The 19,985-nt window shown below is 62.5% G+C and carries 15 protein-coding genes and 1 pseudogene; 12 read left to right on the top strand and 4 right to left on the bottom strand.

Annotated features, from left to right (window positions below; all coding sequences use genetic code 11):
• Window positions 1–29: 29 nt before the first annotated feature.
• Window positions 30–2,441, bottom strand: a complete 2,412-nt coding sequence (locus MFF34_RS24985; protein WP_238217324.1) for a DNA translocase FtsK 4TM domain-containing protein — start codon at window positions 2,439–2,441, stop codon at window positions 30–32.
• Between the two features lie 402 nt (window positions 2,442–2,843).
• Here MFF34_RS24985 and aat point away from each other — a divergent pair, with 402 nt between their 5' ends.
• The 3 genes from aat (at window position 2,844) to infA (ending at window position 4,609) form a co-directional block, all read left to right on the top strand.
• The gene (aat, locus tag MFF34_RS24980) at window positions 2,844–3,524 is read left to right on the top strand and encodes a leucyl/phenylalanyl-tRNA--protein transferase (protein WP_238217107.1); all 681 of its coding nucleotides are present in this window, start codon (window positions 2,844–2,846) and stop codon (window positions 3,522–3,524) included.
• A 56-nt stretch (window positions 3,525–3,580) separates the two neighbouring features.
• On the top strand, window positions 3,581–4,288 hold the full coding sequence (locus MFF34_RS24975; RefSeq protein ID WP_027592734.1) for an arginyltransferase: 708 nt from the start codon (window positions 3,581–3,583) through the stop codon (window positions 4,286–4,288).
• A gap of 102 nt (window positions 4,289–4,390) precedes the next feature.
• Complete coding sequence (gene infA, locus MFF34_RS24970; protein WP_002553999.1) at window positions 4,391–4,609, top strand: translation initiation factor IF-1; 219 nt, start codon at window positions 4,391–4,393, stop codon at window positions 4,607–4,609.
• A 169-nt stretch (window positions 4,610–4,778) separates the two neighbouring features.
• Here infA and clpA read toward each other — a convergent pair whose 3' ends face one another.
• Both clpA and clpS read right to left on the bottom strand, forming a co-directional pair.
• On the bottom strand, window positions 4,779–7,049 hold the full coding sequence (gene clpA, locus MFF34_RS24965; protein WP_027592735.1) for an ATP-dependent Clp protease ATP-binding subunit ClpA: 2,271 nt from the start codon (window positions 7,047–7,049) through the stop codon (window positions 4,779–4,781).
• Between the two features lie 30 nt (window positions 7,050–7,079).
• A complete protein-coding gene (clpS, locus tag MFF34_RS24960) occupies window positions 7,080–7,442 on the bottom strand; it encodes an ATP-dependent Clp protease adapter ClpS (RefSeq protein ID WP_003251220.1) in 363 nt (120 codons plus the stop codon).
• Window positions 7,443–7,672: 230 nt separating this feature from the next.
• On the opposite strand from clpS, the pseudogene cspD reads away from it, so the two are divergent.
• Window positions 7,673–7,931 (top strand): annotated as a pseudogene (gene cspD / locus MFF34_RS24955) (cold shock domain-containing protein CspD); the annotation flags it as partial.
• Between the two features lie 71 nt (window positions 7,932–8,002).
• Here the strand turns inward: cspD and icd are convergent.
• Window positions 8,003–9,259, bottom strand: a complete 1,257-nt coding sequence (gene icd / locus MFF34_RS24950; RefSeq protein ID WP_186703741.1) for an NADP-dependent isocitrate dehydrogenase — start codon at window positions 9,257–9,259, stop codon at window positions 8,003–8,005.
• 414 nt (window positions 9,260–9,673) lie between these two features.
• On the opposite strand from icd, the gene MFF34_RS24945 reads away from it, so the two are divergent.
• From MFF34_RS24945 to MFF34_RS24910, 8 genes are all read left to right on the top strand, one after another.
• On the top strand, window positions 9,674–11,899 hold the full coding sequence (locus MFF34_RS24945) for an NADP-dependent isocitrate dehydrogenase (RefSeq protein WP_027592738.1): 2,226 nt from the start codon (window positions 9,674–9,676) through the stop codon (window positions 11,897–11,899).
• 204 nt (window positions 11,900–12,103) lie between these two features.
• Entirely contained in the window at window positions 12,104–12,544 is a 441-nt protein-coding gene (locus tag MFF34_RS24940; protein WP_027592739.1) for an NUDIX hydrolase, read from the top strand.
• 59 nt (window positions 12,545–12,603) lie between these two features.
• Window positions 12,604–13,728: a tRNA 2-thiouridine(34) synthase MnmA gene (gene mnmA / locus MFF34_RS24935; protein WP_238217105.1), complete on the top strand. Its 1,125-nt coding sequence runs from the start codon at window positions 12,604–12,606 to the stop codon at window positions 13,726–13,728.
• Window positions 13,725–14,351 (top strand): high frequency lysogenization protein HflD, encoded by a 627-nt coding sequence (hflD, locus tag MFF34_RS24930; protein WP_027592741.1) that lies wholly within the window; start codon window positions 13,725–13,727, stop codon window positions 14,349–14,351. Before mnmA ends, hflD begins: the two co-directional genes overlap by 4 nt.
• Window positions 14,352–14,597: 246 nt before the next feature.
• A complete protein-coding gene (gene purB, locus MFF34_RS24925; protein WP_238217102.1) occupies window positions 14,598–15,968 on the top strand; it encodes an adenylosuccinate lyase in 1,371 nt (456 codons plus the stop codon).
• Window positions 15,969–16,049: 81 nt separating this feature from the next.
• On the top strand, window positions 16,050–17,216 hold the full coding sequence (locus tag MFF34_RS24920) for a cupin domain-containing protein (protein ID WP_027592743.1): 1,167 nt from the start codon (window positions 16,050–16,052) through the stop codon (window positions 17,214–17,216).
• Entirely contained in the window at window positions 17,209–17,637 is a 429-nt protein-coding gene (locus MFF34_RS24915) for a GNAT family N-acetyltransferase (protein WP_027592744.1), read from the top strand. Before MFF34_RS24920 ends, MFF34_RS24915 begins: the two co-directional genes overlap by 8 nt.
• A 235-nt stretch (window positions 17,638–17,872) precedes the next feature.
• The gene (locus MFF34_RS24910; RefSeq protein ID WP_238217322.1) at window positions 17,873–19,831 is read left to right on the top strand and encodes a DNA topoisomerase III; all 1,959 of its coding nucleotides are present in this window, start codon (window positions 17,873–17,875) and stop codon (window positions 19,829–19,831) included.
• Window positions 19,832–19,985 lie beyond the last annotated feature (154 nt).

The following is a 19,985-nucleotide window of genomic DNA, read 5'->3' as shown; positions in this document are numbered from 1 at the left end:
CGCCCAGCAGGCGCCCGGCAAGGTGTTCATCAATCGCGCGGGCCGCCTGGGGCTATCACTTCCCGCGAGCCGTTGCTGTTCATCGGGGTGACCACGCCGGCCATCTCCATTGCCTCGATCATGCGTGCGGCACGGTTGTAGCCGATCTTCAGCTTGCGCTGCACAGCGGAAATGGAGGCACGGCGGCTCTCGAGCACGAACTGCACGGCTTCATCATACAGTGCATCGCTTTCCGAATCGTCGCCGTCACCACCACCGCCGCCGCCTTCGAAGCCGCTGCCGGCCTCTTCGACGCCGTTGAGGATGTCGTCGTTGTAGTCCGGCGCGCCACGCAGCTTCCAGGCTTCCACCACGCGGTGCACTTCGTCATCGGAAACGAACGCGCCGTGCACGCGGATCGGCAAGCTGGTGCCGGGTGGCATGTACAGCATGTCACCGTGACCGAGCAACTGCTCGGCGCCACCCTGGTCGATGATGGTGCGGGAGTCGATCTTGCTCGACACCTGGAACGCCATGCGCGTCGGGATGTTGGCCTTGATCAGGCCGGTGATCACGTCAACCGACGGGCGCTGGGTGGCGAGGATCAGGTGAATACCGGCGGCCCGCGCTTTCTGGGCAATACGGGCGATCAGTTCTTCGACCTTCTTGCCGACGATCATCATCATGTCGGCGAATTCGTCGACCACCACTACGATGGTCGGCAGGGTCTTCAACGCGGGTGGCTCGTCGTCCATGCTCTCACGACGGTACAGCGGGTCGTGGATGACCTCGCCGGCCTCCTGAGCGTCCTTGATCTTGCGGTTGAAGCCGCCCAGGTTACGCACGCCCATCGCGGCCATCAGCTTGTAGCGCCGCTCCATCTCGGCGACGCTCCAGCGCAGCGCGTTGGCGGCGTCCTTCATGTCGGTGACCACCGGGCACAACAGGTGCGGGATGCCTTCGTAGATCGACAGTTCGAGCATCTTCGGGTCGATCATGATCAGCCGCGCGTCTTCCGGGCCGGACTTGAACAGGATCGACAGGATCATCGCGTTCACACCCACCGACTTACCAGAACCGGTAGTACCGGCCACCAGCAGGTGCGGCATCTTGGCCAGGTCGGTGATCACCGGTTTGCCACCGATGTCATGGCCCAAGGCCAACGCAACCGGCGACTTGGACTCGTCGAACTGCGGCGACGACAGCACTTCAGAGAAGCGCACCATCTGCCGGTTTTCGTTAGGGATCTCGATACCCACGGTGGTCTTGCCCGGGATCACCTCGACCACGCGCACGCTGGTCACCGCCAGCGAGCGCGCCAGGTCCTTGGCCAGGTTGGCGATACGGCTGACCTTGACCCCTGCCGCGGGCTGGATTTCGTAGCGGGTAATGACTGGGCCTGGGTGGATGGAGTCCACCGAGACTTCCACGCCGAATTCCTTGAGCTTGATTTCCAGCAGTTGGCCAACACCGGCCAGGGATTCTGGCGAGTACTCGATCTTTTTCTGCTCGGCCGGATCGAGAATGGAGATCGACGGCAACGTGCCTTCCACAGCGCTGTCGACGAACAGCGGGGTCTGTTTTTCCTTCATCACCCGCTTGCTCGGCTCTGGCGCCTTGGCCGGGGCTGGCGGGATGATCACTGGCGCCGCAGGTTGCTCGCGGGGCACCACTGTGTCGCGCGCCACCACGGGTTCGCGTGTTGGGGCAGGCCGGGCGGGCGCCTCTTCGCGCTCGACGCTACGCTCACGCAGCTGAGGCTTGACCGGCTCGCGCTTCTGCGCAGCCGCCGGCGCGGTGTTGAAACTCGGTTCATCCACCTCACGCAACTGCGCCTCCAGGCGCTTGCGCTCGTTGCGGGCTTCCCACCAGCGGTTGGCGGCGCCTTGCACCAGCTCGAACAGGTCGAGGGTGATCTTGCCGGTAAGGTCCATCACTTTGAACCAGGACAGGTCGGTGAACACCGTCAGGCCAAACAGGAACAGGGCAATGAACATCAACGTGCTGCCCTGCACGTTCAACAGGCTGCGCGCCAGTTCGCCCAGGCTTTCGCCGAGGGCACCGCCCGCGGAGAACGGAATGCTCGCCGGCGGGTGGAAATGGATATGCGCCAGGGCTGCGCCCGACAGCACCAGGAACACCAGCCCGATCAGGCGCCAGGAGAACAGCCAGCCGCTCCACTCCCAGGGTTGGTGGCGCTCGCGGAAGATCTGCCAGGTCTTGATCGCCAGCAACAGCGGGAAGATGTAGGCGAAATAGCCCAGCACCATGAACAGGATGTCGGCGAAGTAGGCCCCTGCTCGCCCGGCGGCGTTTTGCACCTGGTCAATGTTGCTGGTGTGGCTGAAGCCAGGGTCGGAAGTGTCGTAGGTCAGCAGCGCCATCCACAGGTACAGGCACAGGGCGCCGACAGCGATCAACGCACCTTCCTTGAGACGATAGTGCAGCTGCTGCCGCCACATAGGCACTGGCAAGGGAGCTGGAGTTGCGGTGGATTTCTTCAAAACGCGTCTATTCCTGCGCGTGCTGCGCGTCCAATAGTGATCGGCCGGTGTCTGGCCAATGAACCACTACTTTTAACATTACTGCCCGCCAGCCGCCATGGCGGCGCGCCGCACATGGGCTTGAGGGGGCTGCTTTCACTTAGCTGCAATTTGAGCATGCATTTTCTTTTGTGACAAAGGCTTATGCTGTGTTTTTGCACAGGTGTGACAGCAAATGTCCCGGATGGTGCCTGAGGCCTCATGAATGTGTAGGAAAATGCCTAAGGGCTGCCTGCGCTACGGCGAATGAACCGCAGTGATTGACCCTGCTTTTCAGCCACGCCATGCTGACCACTCCCCTCCCCCACCGCACGATAGACCATGCTTACCTGGCTGACCCGCGACTCGCTGACCTTTCCGCCACTGGAAAAGGCCCTGCACGAACCCAACGGCTTGCTCGCCGCCGGCGGCGACCTGAGCCCCGAGCGCCTAGTGCAGGCCTATCGCCACGGCTGCTTCCCCTGGTACCAGGACGGCCAGCCGATCCTCTGGTGGTCACCCAACCCTCGCACCGTGCTGCTACCAGACGAACTGCACGTCTCGCGCTCGCTGGCCAAGTTCATGCGCCAGGGCCACTACCAGGTCAGTTTCGACACCGACTTCGCCGGCGTGATCGCCGCCTGCGCCGCGCCGCGTGACTACGCCGACGGCACCTGGATCACCGACACCTTGCGCGCCGCCTACTGCGAACTGCACCGGCTCGGCTACGCCCATTCGGTGGAGGTGCGCCAGGACGGCGAGCTGGTCGGCGGCCTGTACGGCCTGGCCATGGGCCGCCTGTTCTTCGGCGAATCGATGTTCAGCCGCGCCGACAATGCCTCCAAGGTCGGCTTCGTGACCCTGGTCGCACACCTGCGCCAGGCCGGCTTTGTGCTAATCGACTGCCAGATGCCGACCAATCACCTGCACAGCCTTGGCGCGCGCGCCATCAGCCGCGCCGACTTTGCCGACTACCTGGCGCGTTACCTCGACCAGCCCAACAGCGCCTCTTGGGTTCCCTAGGCGAGTTCTCAGAGCTGGCTTACACTTAAGGCAAAGTCTCACCGAAGGGGTTGATCATGACAGAGTTGGCGCGGTTGAAGTTTTATGCCACTCAACCCCACTCCTGCAGCTACCTGCCCGAGGAGCAGGCAACCACGCTGTTTCTCGACCCCAGCCAGCCAATGGACGTGAACGTGTACGCCGACCTGTCGGAGATGGGTTTTCGGCGCAGCGGCGATCACCTGTACCGCCCCCATTGCCAAAACTGCAACGCCTGTGTGCCAGCACGCATTCCGGCGGCGCGTTTCATCCCCAACCGCCAGCAACGGCGCATTCTCAAGCGCAACGCCGACTTGACCGTGACCGCCGCACGCCCGGCGTTCAAGGAAGAGTATTTCGACCTGTACCGGCGCTACATCGAGACCCGTCATGCCGACGGCGACATGTACCCGCCCAGCCGTGATCAGTTTTCCACCTTCCTGGTACGCGACCTGCCCTTCTGCTGGTTCTACGAGTTCCGCCTGGCAGGGCGCCTGCTGGCGGTGGCAGTATGCGACCTGCTGCCCAACGGCCTGTCAGCGGTCTACACCTTCTACGAGCCCGACGAAGAGCGCCGCAGCCTGGGCCGTTTCGCCATCCTCTGGCAGATCACCGAAGCCCTTCGGCAGAACCTGGAGGCGGTTTACCTCGGGTACTGGATCAAGAACTGCAAGAAGATGAACTACAAGACCCAGTATCGCCCCATCGAGCTGCTGATCAACCAGCGCTGGGTCACCCTCAACTGAAAGCATTGGCTTGAAATACTATTTTCCGGCATAATCCACGCCACTTTTTTGCCCGGTGCGGTTATGCGTCGGGCCAACACTGGACACCGAGGGCTCAACTGCATGTCGAAAGAAGACAGCTTCGAAATGGAAGGTACTGTCGTCGACACCCTGCCCAACACCATGTTCCGCGTGGAGTTGGAAAACGGGCACGTCGTAACCGCGCACATCTCCGGAAAGATGCGCAAGAACTACATCCGTATTCTCACTGGCGACAAGGTCCGCGTCGAACTGACACCTTACGACCTGAGCAAAGGCCGCATCACGTATCGTGCGCGCTAAGCCCAAGCCATGAAAAAGCCCGGCCAAGTGCCGGGCTTTTTTGTGCCTTCAAGAATGGTTGGGGCTGCTTTGCAGCGCATTCGCAGCGCAAGGCTGCTCCTACCTGGGAATGTGACACCCTGTAGGAGCAGCCTTGCGCTGCGAATGGGCCGCAAAGCGGCCCCCGCCATCACGCCACCTCAGCTGTGGTCTCGAAGTCGAACACCAACTCGCCATCGCGCAAGTCGACGTGCACCACGCCGCCATGCTCGGCCAGCTCACCGAACAGGATCTCTTCAGCCAGCGGCCGCTTGATCTTGTCCTGGATCAGCCGCGCCATCGGCCGTGCACCCATCTGCACATCGTAGCCCGACGCCGCCAGCCAGCCGCGCGCTTCATCACTGACCTCCAACAGCACACGTTTATCTTCCAGCTGCGCCTGCAGTTCGATAAGGAACTTGTCGACGATGCTCTTGATGGTTTCGTGGCTCAGGCGGCCAAACTGGATGATGGTGTCCAGGCGGTTGCGGAACTCCGGCGTGAAGCTCTTGCGAATGACTTCCATGGCATCGGACGCGTGGTCCTGATGGGTAAACCCGATCGAAGCCCGCGCCGCAGTCTCAGCCCCGGCGTTGGTGGTCATGATCAGGATCACGTTACGGAAGTCCGCCTTACGCCCGTTGTTGTCGGTCAGCGTGCCGTGGTCCATCACCTGCAGCAGCAGGTTGAAGACTTCAGGGTGCGCCTTCTCGATTTCGTCCAGCAACAACACGCAATGCGGCTGCTTAGTGATTGCCTCGGTCAACAGGCCACCCTGGTCGAACCCGACGTAGCCTGGCGGTGCACCAATCAAGCGCGACACCGTATGCCGCTCCATGTACTCAGACATGTCGAAGCGCACCAACTCCACACCCAGCGCCTTGGCCAACTGCCGCGCCGCTTCGGTCTTGCCGACACCGGTAGGCCCGGCGAACAGGAACGAACCCACCGGCTTGTCGGGCGCCTTGAGCCCTGCACGGGACAGCTTGATCGCCGTCGCCAGCGAGTCGATGGCCGCGTCCTGCCCGAACACGGTCAGCTTCAGGTCACGCTCAAGGTTGCGCAGCAGCTCCTTGTCGGAACTGGTGACATGCTTTGGCGGAATCCGCGCGATCTTGGCGACGATGTCTTCGACTTGTGGCACCTCGATACGCTTGACCCGGTTTGCCTCAGGCTGCAGGCGCTGGTAGGCACCCGCCTCGTCGATCACGTCGATGGCCTTGTCCGGCATGTGCCGGTCATTGATGTAGCGCGAGGCCAGCTCTGCAGCGGCGCGCAGGGCTTCGTCGCTGTACTCGATGTTGTGGTGGCTCTCGAACCGGCCCTTGAGCCCGCGCAGGATCCCCACGGTGTCTTCCACCGAAGGCTCGCTGACATCGACCTTCTGGAAACGCCGTGCCAGGGCACGGTCCTTCTCGAAGATGCCGCGGAATTCCTGGAAGGTGGTCGAACCGATGCAGCGAATGTCGCCAGACGACAGCAGCGGCTTGAGCAGGTTGGACGCATCCATGACCCCACCGGAAGCCGCACCGGCGCCGATGATGGTGTGGATCTCGTCAATGAACAGGATCGCCTGCGGGCGTTTGCGCAGTTCGCCGAGCAGCGCCTTGAAGCGCTTCTCGAAGTCGCCGCGGTACTTGGTACCGGCCAGCAGTGCACCCAGGTCGAGGGAATACACCACGCTCTGAGCCAACAGGTCAGGCACCTGGCCGTCGACGATACGCTTGGCCAGGCCTTCGGCGATGGCCGTCTTGCCCACCCCGGCCTCACCGACCAGCAGCGGGTTGTTTTTGCGCCGGCGCGCCAGGATCTGTGCAACACGCTCGACTTCCTGCTCACGGCCCACCAGCGGGTCGATGCGCCCGGCACGTGCCAGTTCGTTCAGGTTGCTGGCATAGGCATCCAGCGGATTGCTCGACGATGACGTTTCGCCACCGTCCTCGTCCTGCATCTCCTGGTCGCCTTCGGTGTTGGGGCCATGGCCCGGCACCTTGGAAATACCGTGAGCGATGTAGTTGACCACGTCGATACGGGCCACGCTCTGCTGCTTGAGCAGAAACACGGCCTGGCTTTCCTGTTCGCTGAAGATCGCCACCAGCACATTGGCGCCGGTCACTTCGCGCTTGCCGGAGCTCTGCACATGGAACACGGCACGCTGCAGCACACGCTGGAAGCCCAGGGTCGGCTGGGTTTCGCGGTCTTCGTCGTTGACCGGAATCAGGGGTGTGGTGGAATCGATGAACTCTTGCAGGTCGTGCTTGAGTTTGTCGAGATTGGCGCCACAGGCGCGCAGAACGGTCGCAGCAGCCTCATTGTCAAGGAGTGCCAGCAGCAGATGTTCGACGGTCATAAACTCATGACGCTTCGAACGAGCCTCCTTGAAGGCCAGATTGAGGGTGACTTCGAGCTCGCGGTTTAACATAGCTTCACCTCATACCCAAGTGGTCGGCGATTAACCGTCCTTCTCGATTTCACAGAGTAGCGGATGCTGGCTTTCCCTGGCGTATTGGTTGACCTGCATGGCCTTTGTTTCGGCGATGTCACGGGTAAACAATCCGCACACTGCCCGCCCCTCGGTATGGACGGTCAGCATGATCTTGGTCGCCAGCTCGCGGTTCAGACTGAAGAACGTCTCGAGCACTTCGACGACGAAATCCATTGGTGTGTAGTCATCGTTGAACAAAACCACCTTGTACATCGGTGGCGCCTGCAGGATCGGCTTGGCTTCCTGGACAGCAAGACCTGAGCCGTCGTCCTCATTCGATTGCGGGCGATCCTGATTGAATGTTAGTCGAATCTCACTAGGTGCATGCATGGAAAGAATTTCATCATGATCGACAGGTTAAAGTTGTGGGTTGAGCGCAAAGTCAGCCTCCGGCGCACGCGCCGCATGACCTTGACTATCGGCAAAACGGTGTTACAACCAATAAGAACCCACCGTGGTCGATAAAGATCCGCGCAGTCAACCAGATTTTTCGCATGGTTCGTATGCGGATGAAGTGGATGATACTCCAGTGATGGAGTCCTTTGCAGAGGGACATAGGGATGGCAAGCGGTAAAGTCAAGTGGTTCAACAATGCCAAGGGCTACGGATTCATCAACGAGGAAGGTAAATCCGATGACCTTTTCGCTCATTACTCGGCCATCCAGATGGACGGATACAAGACGCTGAAGGCTGGCCAGTCCGTGGAGTTCGACATCATCCAGGGCCCCAAAGGCCTGCACGCGGTCAACATAAAGGACGCCGCTGCCGCTGCGGCTGCCAAGGCCCAAGGCCAGACCGCAAGCGAAACCGCCAGAGCCTGACCACTGCTCCGTGTGGGTATACGAAAAAACCGGTCGCCTCTTTAGCCAGGCGACCGGTTTTCTCTTGCCTCACATATGCTTGATCATCTCATCGCCAAAGCCCGAACTGCCCACCAGCGTCGCCCCGTCCATCAGGCGTTCGAAGTCATAGGTCACGGTCTTGGCGGCAATCGCGCCATTGGTGCCCTTGATGATCAGGTCGGCCGCCTCGGTCCAGCCCATGTGGCGCAGCATCATCTCTGCAGACAGAATCACTGAACCCGGGTTGACCTTGTCCTGCCCGGCGTACTTGGGCGCGGTGCCGTGGGTGGCCTCGAACATGGCCACGGTATCCGACAGGTTGGCACCCGGCGCAATGCCAATACCACCCACCTCTGCCGCCAGGGCGTCGGACAGGTAGTCGCCATTGAGGTTGAGGGTGGCGATCACGTCGTATTCAGCTGGGCGCAGCAGGATCTGCTGGAGCATGGCGTCGGCGATGGCATCCTTGACGATGACCTCACGCCCAGTCTTGGGGTTTTTGAACTTCATCCAGGGGCCGCCGTCGAGCAGCTCGGCAGCAAACTCGTCACGGGCCACCTCGTAGCCCCAATCCTTGAAGGCCCCTTCGGTGAACTTCATGATGTTGCCCTTGTGCACCAGGGTGAGCGACTCGCGGTCGTTGTCCACCACGTATTGCAGAGCCTTGCGCACCAAGCGCTTGGTGCCCTCGCGGGAAACGGGTTTGACGCCGATACCGCAGTCCTGGTCGAAACGGATCTTGGTGACGCCCATTTCCTCCTTGAGGAACTTGATCACCTTGTTCGCCTCGGGCGAGCCGGCTTTCCATTCGATGCCGGCGTAGATGTCTTCGGAGTTCTCGCGGAAGATCACCATATCGACATCGCCCGGTTTTTTCACCGGGCTCGGCACGCCCTGGAACCACACCACCGGGCGCAGGCACACGTACAGGTCAAGCTGCTGGCGCAACGCCACGTTCAGCGAGCGGATACCGCCCCCGACCGGCGTGGTCAGCGGGCCTTTGATCGACACCACGTACTCGCGCACCGCATCAAGGGTTTCCTGCGGCAGCCAGGTGTCCTGGTCATAGACCTGGGTGGCCTTCTCGCCCGCGTACACCTCCATCCAGGCAATCTTGCGCTTGCCGCCGTAGGCCTTCTGCACGGCGGCGTCCACGACCTTGATCATCACCGGCGAGACATCGACGCCAATCCCATCGCCTTCGATATAAGGAATGATGGGGTTATCGGGCACATTGAGCGAATGGTCTGCATTGACGGTGATCTTGGTGCCGTCGGTCGGAACCTTGATTTTCTGGTATCCCATGCTTGCACTACTCCGCTTTCGGGTGTGATTGGACATCCTGCAATCCAATGAGCCTAAACCACATCTGCTGACCTGCAAGGGCTGCGACATCGCGCCACATTGCCCCTACGTCTTTGGTCTTATAAATGGCGCCGATGTCACTTGGCCTTGCTGATTAGCCCAAAGGGTTTGATATACTCCGCCGCGACCGAAGGGTCATTGGGGCGATCCCTAGGAAAATGCGGCTCGCCCTTGGCCAAGAACGGCCACAAAGCCTGGGCTGTTACCGCAGCTCAGCACTTGACGCTCGACTGATGCATCCACCATCACCGCTCGCAGCCTCTCGACTTTCCGCTCATGGCGTCGCCAGGGCGAAGCGCCTACCCTGCGCACCTCGAGACTCGAGTACGCTCAGCACATAGAGAGTTAACCCGCATGCCCACCCGTTCCAAGATCATCTATACCTTCACCGACGAAGCCCCCGCCCTCGCCACCTACTCGCTGCTGCCGATCGTCGAAGCCTTCACCGCTTCCGCTGACATCGCCGTCGAAACTCGCGACATCTCCCTGGCCGGCCGTATCCTCGCGGCATTCCCGGAGCAACTGGGCGCCGAGAAGCAAGTAGGCGATCACCTGGCGGAACTGGGCCAACTGGCTACCACGCCTGAAGCGAACATCATCAAGCTGCCGAACATCAGCGCCTCGGTACCGCAGCTCAAGGCCGCGATCAAGGAACTGCAAGGCAAGGGCTTCAACATCCCTGACTACGCCGACGAGCCGTCCACCGAGGCCGAAAAAGAATCTCGAGCCCGTTACGACCGCATCAAAGGCAGCGCGGTTAACCCGGTACTGCGCGAAGGCAACTCTGACCGCCGCGCGCCGCTGTCGGTCAAGAACTACGCACGCAAGCACCCGCACAAGATGGGCGCCTGGGCTGCCGACTCGCAGTCGCACGTTGCCCACATGACCCAAGGCGACTTCTACGGCAGCGAAAAGGCCGCCCTGATCGAGGCTGACGACAGCCTGCGCATCGAGCTGGTCGCCAAAGACGGCACCACCACCGTCCTGAAAGCCAAGACCGCGGTCAAGGCTGCCGAAATCGTCGACTGCGCGACCATGAGCCGCAAAGCCCTGAAAGCCTTCATCGCCGAGCAGATCGCCGATGCCAAGGCCTCCGGCGTGCTGCTGTCGGTGCACCTGAAAGCCACCATGATGAAGGTCTCCGACCCGATCATGTTCGGCGTCATCGTCGAAGAGTTTTATAACGACGTGCTGGCCAAGCACGCCGCTGCACTGGCTGAAGTAGGCTTCAACGCCAACAACGGCATCGGCGACCTGTACGCCCGCATCAAGGACCTGCCAGCTGACAAGCAGGCCGAGATCGAAGCCGACATCCAGGCCCTGTACGCCGTTCGCCCGGCCCTGGCCATGGTCAACTCCGACAAAGGCATCACCAACCTGCACGTGCCGAGCGACGTCATCGTCGACGCCTCGATGCCGGCCATGATCCGTGACTCGGGCAAAATGTGGAACACAGCCGGTGAGCTGCAAGACGCCAAGGCGATCATCCCGGACCGCTGCTACGCCGGCATCTACCAGGCCACCATCGAAGACTGCAAAGTCAACGGTGCCTTCGACCCGACCACCATGGGCAGCGTGCCGAACGTTGGCCTGATGGCGCAGAAAGCCGAAGAGTACGGCTCCCACGACAAGACCTTCCAGATCCAGGCCGATGGCGTGGTTCGTGTGGTCGATGGCAAAGGCCAGGTCGTGCTGCAGCAGAACGTCGAAGCCGGTGACATCTTCCGCATGTGCCAGACCAAAGACGCGCCGATCCAAGACTGGGTCAAGCTGGCCGTCAACCGTGCCCGCCTGAGCAACACCCCGGCGGTGTTCTGGCTGGACCCGGCTCGCGCCCACGACGGCGTGATGATCGAGAAAGTCCAGAAGTACCTGAAGGATCACGACACCGCTGGCCTGGACATCCGTGTCCTGGCACCGGTCGATGCCATCAAGTTCTCCCTGGCTCGCATCCGCGAAGGCAAGGACACCATCTCGGTGACCGGCAACGTGCTGCGCGACTACCTGACCGACCTGTTCCCAATCATGGAGCTGGGTACCAGCGCCAAGATGCTGTCGATCGTCCCGCTGATGAACGGCGGTGGCCTGTTCGAAACCGGCGCTGGCGGTTCGGCACCGAAGCACGTGCAGCAGCTGGTTGAAGAGAACTTCCTGCGTTGGGACTCGCTGGGTGAATTCCTGGCCCTGGCCGCTTCCCTGGAGCACCTGGGCAACACCTACGACAACCCGCGCGCCAAGGTCCTGGCCAACACCCTGGACCAGGCCACCGGCAAGTTCCTCGACACCAACAAGTCGCCTTCGCGCAAAGTCGGCGGTATCGACAACCGCGGCAGCCACTTCTACCTGACCCTGTACTGGGCCGAGGCCCTGGCTGCTCAGGCTGACGACGCCGCCCTGCAGGCGCGCTTCGCACCGCTGGCAAAAGCCCTGGCCGAGAACGAAGCGACCATCGTCGCCGAGCTCAACGCCGTTCAAGGCAAGCCGGCCGACATCGGTGGCTACTACGCCCCGAATGCCGAGCTGACCGCCAAGGTGATGCGCCCAAGCCAGACCTTCAACAGCGCCATTGCCGCCCTGTAAGGTCCGCTTGAAGTAACCCCACAAACCCCGGCCACGCACCGGGGTTTGTGCTTTCTGGATCTTGGGGGCTGCTTTGCAGCCCATCGCCGGCAAGCCAGCTCCCACAGGCAATGTGCATACCCTGAGTTTTATGCATCACCTGTGGGAGCTGGCTTGCCGGCGATGGACCGCAACGCGGTCCCGGCAATCGACAAGGACACTTCAATGACCTGGCAACCCCACATCACCGTCGCCACCCTCGTCGAGCACGAAGGTAAATTCCTGTTCGTCGAAGAATTCAAAGCCGGCCAGCACGTCTTCAACCAACCCGCCGGCCACCTCGAACCCAACGAAACCCTGCCCCAGGCCGCCCTGCGCGAAACCCTCGAAGAAACCGCCTGGGAAGTCGAACTGACCGGCGTGGTCGGCATCTACCTGTACACCGCCCCCAGCAATGGCGTGACTTATCAGCGCATCTGCTTCGCCGCCCGCCCCGTGCGCCACCATGCCGACCTGGCACTGGACAGCGACATCGTCCGCGCCGTCTGGCTGACCCGCGACGAGCTGCTGGCCGACCCCACCCGCTGGCGCAGCGAGCTGGTGCCGCGCTGCCTCGACGACTACCTCGCCGGCCCGCTGCACAGCCTCACGCTGCTGCGCGACTGACGTGCAGCCTCGGGTTTGATAGAATCGGCGTTTTTCCCCTCTGATACACATCGGTAGCCATGACCAGCCCAGCACTCAAAGACCCCGCCAAGACCCGCGTCATCGTCGGCATGTCCGGCGGCGTGGACTCCTCCGTCTCCGCCCTTCTGCTCATGGAGCAGGGCTACCAGGTGGAAGGGCTGTTCATGAAGAACTGGGAAGAGGACGACGGCACCGAATACTGCACAGCCCGTGAAGACCTGGCCGACGCCCAGGCCGTGTGCGACCGCATCGGCATCAAGCTGCACACCGCCAACTTCGCCGCCGAGTACTGGGACCACGTCTTCGAGCACTTCCTCGAAGAGTACAAAGCCGGCCGCACGCCTAACCCGGACATCCTCTGCAACCGCGAAATCAAGTTCAAAGCGTTCCTCGACTACGCCCTGTCGCTGGGCGCCGACCTGATCGCCACCGGCCACTACGTGCGCCGTCGCGACACCGGCACGCTCACCGAACTGCTCAAGGGGCTGGACCCGAACAAGGACCAGAGCTACTTCCTGCATGCGGTTGGCGGCAAAGAAATCGCCCGCACCCTGTTCCCCGTCGGCGAGCTGGAAAAGCCAGAGGTGCGCGCCATTGCCGAAAAGCATGGCCTGGCCACCGCCAAGAAGAAAGACTCCACCGGTATCTGCTTCATCGGCGAGCGCCGCTTCAGCGACTTCCTCAAGCAGTACCTGCCAGCCCAGCCCGGTGAAATCCAGACCACCGACGGCGAAGTCATCGGCCGCCACCATGGCCTGATGTACCACACCATCGGCCAGCGTCAGGGCCTGGGTATCGGCGGCCTGAAGGACGCTGGCGACGAGCCGTGGTACGTGCTGCACAAGGACCTGGCCCGCAATGTGTTGGTGGTCGGCCAGGGCAATGAACACCCTTGGCTGTTCTCCCGCGCCCTGCTCGCCTCGGAAATCTACTGGGTCAACCCGATCGACCTCAGCAGCCCGCGCAAGCTCACCGCCAAGGTGCGCTACCGCCAGAGCGACCAGCACTGCACCCTGGAACTGACCGAGAGCGGTTACCGCGCCGTGTTCGACGAACCGCAACGCGCGGTCACCCCAGGCCAGTCGGTGGTATTCTATGACGGTGAGGTGTGCCTGGGCGGCGGCGTGATCGAGACTGCCGAGCCTTGGAGCCCGCGCGCATGAGCAACCTGCAGGAGCAATTGATTGCCCTGGGCGGCGTGTTCCAGGCCGCCGTGCTGGTCGACCGCATCGCCCGCACCGGCCAGGCCAGCGAGGCCAACATCGGCTGCATGCTGGGTAGTCTGCTGGTGCGCGACCCCAAGGACACCCTGGAGGTGTTCGGCGGTGACGACCTCAACCTGCGGGACGGCTACCGCGCCCTGGTCGGCGCCCTGGAGCGCGACCCCAGCAGCCTGCAGCGCGAGCCCCTGCGCTATGCCCTGTCCATGTTGGGCCTGGAACGCCAACTGGCCAAGCGCGGCGACCTGCTCGACACCATCGGCAACCGTCTGCCGCAAATCCAGTCACAGGCCGACCACTTTGGCCTGGTTCATGAAAACGTCATCGCCTCCAGTGGCGCCTTGTACCAGGACACCCTGAGCACCTTGCGCCAGCGTATCCAGGTACACGGCGACATGCGCTTCCTGCAGCAGGCCAGCAATGCCTCCAAAATCCGCGCCCTGCTGCTGGCCGGCATCCGCGCCGCGCGCCTGTGGCGCCAGCTGGGCGGCCATCGCTGGCAGCTGGTGTTCAGCCGTCGCAAGCTGCTCAACGAACTGTACGACATGATGCGTACGCCTTCCTGAAGGCAACGCCGACCCTTGTAGGAGCAGCCTTGCGCTGCGAATGGGCTGCACAGCAGCCCCAGCCTCTCAGGCCTGACTCAAGATTGCCGGGGCTGCCGCGCAGCCCTTTCGCGACACAAGGCCGCTCCCACAAAGGCACTGCGAGATGTTTTTATAGGCCCGACCTTTGGTCAGCCACCCGACCCGGGCGCTTTTTTCATGTATGATATGCGCCCTTCCAAAAGCCTGACTGTCCGAGAACACCCCATGCAGCTTTCCTCGCTCACTGCGGTTTCCCCTGTAGACGGCCGTTATGCCGGCAAAACCCAGGCCTTGCGCCCCATTTTCAGCGAATACGGCCTGATCCGTTTCCGCGCCCTGGTCGAAGTGCGCTGGTTGCAGCGCCTGGCCGCCCACCCGCAGATCGGCGAAGTGCCGGCGTTCTCCGCCGAAGCCAACGCCCTGCTGGACACCCTGGCCACCGACTTCAAGCTCGAGCACGCCGAACGCGTCAAAGAAATCGAGCGCACCACCAACCACGACGTCAAGGCCATCGAGTACCTGCTCAAAGAGCAGGCTGCCCAACTGCCTGAGCTGGCCAAGGTCAGCGAGTTCATCCACTTCGCCTGCACCAGCGAGGACATCAACAACCTGTCCCACGCCCTGATGCTGCGCGCTGGCCGTGACGACGTGCTGCTGCCGCTGATGCGCCAGATCGCCGACGCCATCCGTTCCCAGGCCCACGCCTTGGCTGACGTGCCGATGCTGTCGCGCACCCACGGCCAACCGGCTTCGCCGACCACCCTGGGTAAAGAGCTGGCCAACGTCGTGTACCGCCTGGAGCGCCAGATCGCCCAGGTAGCCGCCGTGCCACTGCTGGGCAAGATCAACGGCGCCGTGGGCAACTACAACGCCCACCTGTCGGCCTATTCGCAGATCGACTGGGAAGCCAACGCCCGCGCCTTCATCGAAGACGAGCTGGGCCTGCAGTTCAACCCGTATACCACGCAGATTGAGCCGCACGACTACATCGCCGAGCTGTTCGACGCGATCGCCCGCTTCAACACCATCCTCATCGACTTCGACCGCGACGTCTGGGGCTACATTTCCCTGGGCTACTTCAAGCAGAAGACCGTCGCCGGTGAGATCGGCTCGTCGACCATGCCGCACAAGGTCAACCCGATCGACTTCGAGAACTCCGAAGGCAACCTGGGTATCGCCAATGCGCTGTTCCAGCACCTGGCCAGCAAGCTGCCGATCTCGCGCTGGCAGCGCGACCTGACCGACTCCACCGTGCTGCGCAACCTGGGCGTGGGCTTCGCTCACAGCGTCATCGCCTACGAAGCCAGCCTGAAGGGCATCGGCAAGCTGGAAGTCAACACCGCACGTATCGCCGCCGACCTGGACGCCTGCTGGGAAGTCCTGGCCGAGCCGATCCAGACGGTCATGCGCCGCTTCAACATCGAGAACCCGTACGAGAAGCTCAAAGAGCTGACCCGTGGCAAGGGCATCACCCCTGAGGCGCTGCTGACCTTCATCGACGGCCTGGACATGCCAGCCGACGCCAAGGCCGAGCTCAAGCAGCTGACCCCTGCCACTTACATCGGTAACGCGGCAGCGCAGGCCAAACGCATCTAAGCTGACCGTCGCGTTCAACGCCCGGCTTAGCCGGGCGTTTTTATTCCCGGACGAAAATTACGTTTTTTCAATAGGTTGAACATGAATCCTGATACTCCACTGCAGCTGCTGGGCGGCATCTCGGCCCGCGAATTCATGCGCGACTACTGGCAGAAGAAGCCCCTGCTGGTACGCCAGGCCTTCCCCGACTTCATCAGCCCGATCGAGCCCGACGAACTGGCCGGCCTGGCGCTGGAAGAAGAAGTCGAATCGCGCCTGGTGCTCGAACACGGCGAGCGCCCGTGGGAGCTGCGCCGCGGCCCGTTCGAAGAAGAAGTCTTCGCCACCCTGCCCGAGCGTGACTGGACCTTGCTGGTACAGGCCGTGGACCAGTTCGTCCCGGAAGTGGCCGAACTGCTGGAAGAATTCCGCTTCCTGCCCAGCTGGCGCATCGACGACGTGATGGTCAGCTTCGCAGCCCCGGGTGGCAGCGTCGGCCCGCACTTCGACAACTACGACGTGTTCCTGCTGCAAGGCCACGGCAAGCGCAACTGGAAGATCGGCCAGATGTGCAACAGCGACAGCCCGCTGATCGAGCACGCCGACCTGCGCATCCTCGCCGACTTCGAACAGAGCGGTGAGTGGACCCTGGAACCTGGCGACATGCTCTACCTGCCGCCGCGCCTGGCCCACTACGGCGTAGCCGAAGACGACTGCCTGACCTACTCGGTCGGCTTCCGCGCGCCAAGCGCTGCCGAAGTGCTGACCCACTTCACCGACTTCCTCGGCCAGTTCCTGCCGGACGAAGAGCGCTACAGCGACGCCGACGCCCAGCCGGTCAGCGACCCGCACCAGATCCAGCACGACGCCCTCGACCGCCTCAAAGGCCTGCTCGACAAGCACATGGGTGACAAAGACCTGCTGCTGACCTGGTTCGGCCAGTTCATGACCGAGCCGCGCTACCCGGAGCAGGTCGTGGGTGAAGAGCTCACTGAGGAACAGCTGATCGAAGCGCTGGAAGATGGCGCCATCCTGATCCGCAACCCAAGCGCGCGCATGGCCTGGTCCGAGCTCAACGACGACCTGATGCTGTTCGCCAGCGGCCGCAGCTGCCCGTTGCCGGCCAAACTGCGTGAGCTGCTGAAGCTGGTCTGTGCTGCCGATGCGTTACACATCGAAAACCTTGCAGAGTGGCTGCAGGATGAAGATGGCCTTATGCTGGTACAGCAGCTGATCAAACAAGGAAGCCTGGGATTCGCCAATGAATAAGATTCGTGTGCGCCTCGCCGACTGGCATAAGGACAACGCCGACATCCGCCGCATCCGTGAGGCGGTGTTCATTGCCGAACAGCACGTACCACCGGAGCTTGAGTGGGATTCGGACGATCCGACCGCGGTGCACTTCCTGGCCCTGGAGGGTGACTACCCGATCGGTACCGCCCGCCTGCTGCCTGACGGCACCATTGGCCGGGTCTCGGTGCTCAAGGACTGGCGCGGCCTGAAGGTTGGCGATGCACTGATGAATGCAGTCATCGTCGAGGCCCAGAACAGCGACCTGAAGCAGCAGATGCTCAGTGCCCAGGTACACGCCACGCCGTTCTACGAGCGCTTGGGCTTTCGCGTAGTCAGCGAAGAGTTCCTTGAAGCCGGCATCCCGCATGTGGACATGGTGCGCGACTCGCGCGCCTGATCCATAAGCAGTGGTTTCACTGACCCCTTCGCGGGGCAAGCCCGCTCCCACAAGTCTTGCACTGATCCTGAATGCAGTGGAGGGCTTGTGGGAGCGGGCTTGCCCCGCGAAGAGGCCAGCAAAGACAATACATCTCCACTGACAAAAACCTGTACATCCATCCAGATAAAACTTGCCTCTGCGCCCCTGCTTGCGCATCCTAGTACCCATCACCCCCGATGAAGCGTGCTCGGCCATGCGCCTGTTCCTCTGCGAAAAACCCTCCCAGGCAAAAGACATCGCCAAAGTGCTCGGCGCCAACCGCAAGGCCGACGGCTGCTGGCAAGGCACCGACGTCTGCGTCACCTGGTGCATCGGCCACCTGCTCGAAACCGCCCCGCCCGACAGTTACGACCAACGCTACAAGCGCTGGAACCTCGCCGACCTGCCAATCATTCCCGAAAAATGGAAGATGCTGGTCAAGCCTAAGACCGCCAGCCAGTTCAAGGCCGTCAAACGCCTACTAGGCGAGGCGCGCGAGCTGGTCATCGCCACCGACGCCGACCGCGAAGGCGAAATGATCGCCCGCGAACTGGTCGAGCACTGCCGTTACCGCGGGCCGATCCAGCGCCTGTGGCTGTCGGCCCTTGATGACGCCTCCATCCGCAAGGCCCTGGCACGCCTGCTGCCGGGCCAGGAAACCTTCAGCCTTTATCACTCGGCGCTGGGCCGCTCCCGCGCCGACTGGCTGATCGGCATGAACATGAGCCGGCTGTTCACCTTGCTCGGGCGCCAATCCGGCTACCAGGGCGTACTGCCGGTAGGCCGGGTACAGACCCCGACCCTGCGCCTGGTGGTGGACCGTGATCGCAGCATCGCCGACTTCGTCCCGGTACCGTTCTGGGCCATCGACGTGCAACTCGAACAGGCTGGCCAGGGCTTCAACGCTCAGTGGCGGGCCCCGGAAGATGCCTGTGACGACCAGGGCCGGTGCCTCAACCAGGCGCTGGCGCAACAGGCTGCCGCCGACATGGGCAATGCGGGCACTGCCCGCGTGGCCAAGGTGGCGACTGAACGCGTACGCGAAGCCGCCCCCCTGCCCTTCGACCTGGGCACCCTGCAGGAGCTGTGCTCAAAGAAGTTCGGCTTCGGCGCCCAGGAAACCCTCGACATCGCCCAGGCCCTGTACGAAACCCACAAACTGATCACGTACCCGCGTAGCGACTGTGGTTACCTGCCGCTGAGCCAGCACGCCGAGGCCCCCGCCACCCTTGCCGCTCTGCAGCGCGCCGATGGCAGCCTAGCGCCGCTGCAGGCTCACCTGGAGCCCCAGCGACGCTCCCGCGCCTGGAACGACGCCAAGGTCAGCGCCCACCACGGCATCATCCCCACTGCCGCGGCCAGCGACCCCTCGCGCCTGCCCGCCAAGTACAAGGCGGTCTATACCCTTATTCGTGCCCGTTACCTGGCGCAGTTCCTGCCCAACCACGAGTACGACCGCACCCAGGCGGATTTCGACTGTGCAGGCCATGCCTTGCGTGCCGTGGGTAAGCAGATCGTCGAGCCTGGCTGGCGCCGTGCCTTGCCCGAGGCGCTGGCCCCGGCCAAAGGCCGCGAGGCGCCGCCGGCCCAGGTTCTGCCAGCCCTGCGCGAAGGCCAGGACTGCAACGTGCAAGGGTTGCAACTCAAGGACATGTGGACCCAGCCACCCAAGCCCTTTACCGAAGGCGACCTGATCAAGGCCATGAAAAACGTCGCCAAACTGGTAGATGACCCGCGGTTGAAGCAGAAGCTCAAGGAAACCACCGGCATCGGCACCGAAGCGACACGGGCCAGCATCATCCAGGGCTTGCTCGACCGTGGTTATCTGGTCAAGAACGGCAAGGCCTTGTCCGCGACGCCCGCAGCCTTCAGCCTCATCGACGCCGTACCCAGGGCCATTGCCGACCCTGGGACCACGGCCATCTGGGAGCAGGCCCTGGACATGGTGCAGAGCGGCGAAATGAGCCTGGAAGAGTTCGTCGCCCGGCAGTCGGCCTGGATGGGCAAGCTGGTCGAACGCTGCAGTGGCATGCGCATGACCATTACCGCGCCAGCGGCCGGCGCCGCGCCACCTTGGAAAAAGAAGCGCCGGGGCGGCGGTAAAAGCAAAGCCACTGGGAGCAAACCGACCGCAGGCAAGCCAAGGCAACCTCGTAAAAAGGCAGCGACCTGAAGCCTGCACAGTACCTGTGGGAGCGGGCTTGCCCGCGAAGAGGCCGTCACAGGCAGCACCAAAACACAGGTAAACCACAAAACCCGACCAACGAACTGGCGCCGTGAAATTTACATGCTAAATTTTCATGAAAATAATCATAATAATTTTCATG

Origin of the sequence: Pseudomonas sp. PAGU 2196 (assembly GCF_022179005.1) — a bacterium.
Classification (GTDB): domain Bacteria; phylum Pseudomonadota; class Gammaproteobacteria; order Pseudomonadales; family Pseudomonadaceae; genus Aquipseudomonas; species Aquipseudomonas kermanshahensis.
Note: the sequence above shows the minus strand (reverse complement) of the source record. Positions and strands in the feature narration are given on the sequence as shown.

Bases quoted from the DNA above. Each gene is read 5' to 3' on its own strand.
- MFF34_RS24920 (WP_027592743.1), top strand. From the start codon at position 16,050: ATGAATCCTGATACTCCACTGCAGCTGCTGGGCGGCATCTCGGCCCGC.
- MFF34_RS24975 (WP_027592734.1), top strand. From the start codon at position 3,581: ATGACAGAGTTGGCGCGGTTGAAGTTTTATGCCACTCAACCCCACTCC.
- infA (WP_002553999.1), top strand. From the start codon at position 4,391: ATGTCGAAAGAAGACAGCTTCGAAATGGAAGGTACTGTCGTCGACACC.
- MFF34_RS24945 (WP_027592738.1), top strand. From the start codon at position 9,674: ATGCCCACCCGTTCCAAGATCATCTATACCTTCACCGACGAAGCCCCC.
- MFF34_RS24940 (WP_027592739.1), top strand. From the start codon at position 12,104: ATGACCTGGCAACCCCACATCACCGTCGCCACCCTCGTCGAGCACGAA.
- MFF34_RS24915 (WP_027592744.1), top strand. From the start codon at position 17,209: ATGAATAAGATTCGTGTGCGCCTCGCCGACTGGCATAAGGACAACGCC.
- hflD (WP_027592741.1), top strand. From the start codon at position 13,725: ATGAGCAACCTGCAGGAGCAATTGATTGCCCTGGGCGGCGTGTTCCAG.
- clpA (WP_027592735.1), bottom strand. From the start codon at position 7,049: ATGTTAAACCGCGAGCTCGAAGTCACCCTCAATCTGGCCTTCAAGGAG.
- mnmA (WP_238217105.1), top strand. From the start codon at position 12,604: ATGACCAGCCCAGCACTCAAAGACCCCGCCAAGACCCGCGTCATCGTC.
- aat (WP_238217107.1), top strand. From the start codon at position 2,844: ATGCTTACCTGGCTGACCCGCGACTCGCTGACCTTTCCGCCACTGGAA.
- icd (WP_186703741.1), bottom strand. From the start codon at position 9,259: ATGGGATACCAGAAAATCAAGGTTCCGACCGACGGCACCAAGATCACC.
- clpS (WP_003251220.1), bottom strand. From the start codon at position 7,442: ATGCATGCACCTAGTGAGATTCGACTAACATTCAATCAGGATCGCCCG.
- MFF34_RS24910 (WP_238217322.1), top strand. From the start codon at position 17,873: ATGCGCCTGTTCCTCTGCGAAAAACCCTCCCAGGCAAAAGACATCGCC.
- MFF34_RS24985 (WP_238217324.1), bottom strand. From the start codon at position 2,441: ATGTGGCGGCAGCAGCTGCACTATCGTCTCAAGGAAGGTGCGTTGATC.
- purB (WP_238217102.1), top strand. From the start codon at position 14,598: ATGCAGCTTTCCTCGCTCACTGCGGTTTCCCCTGTAGACGGCCGTTAT.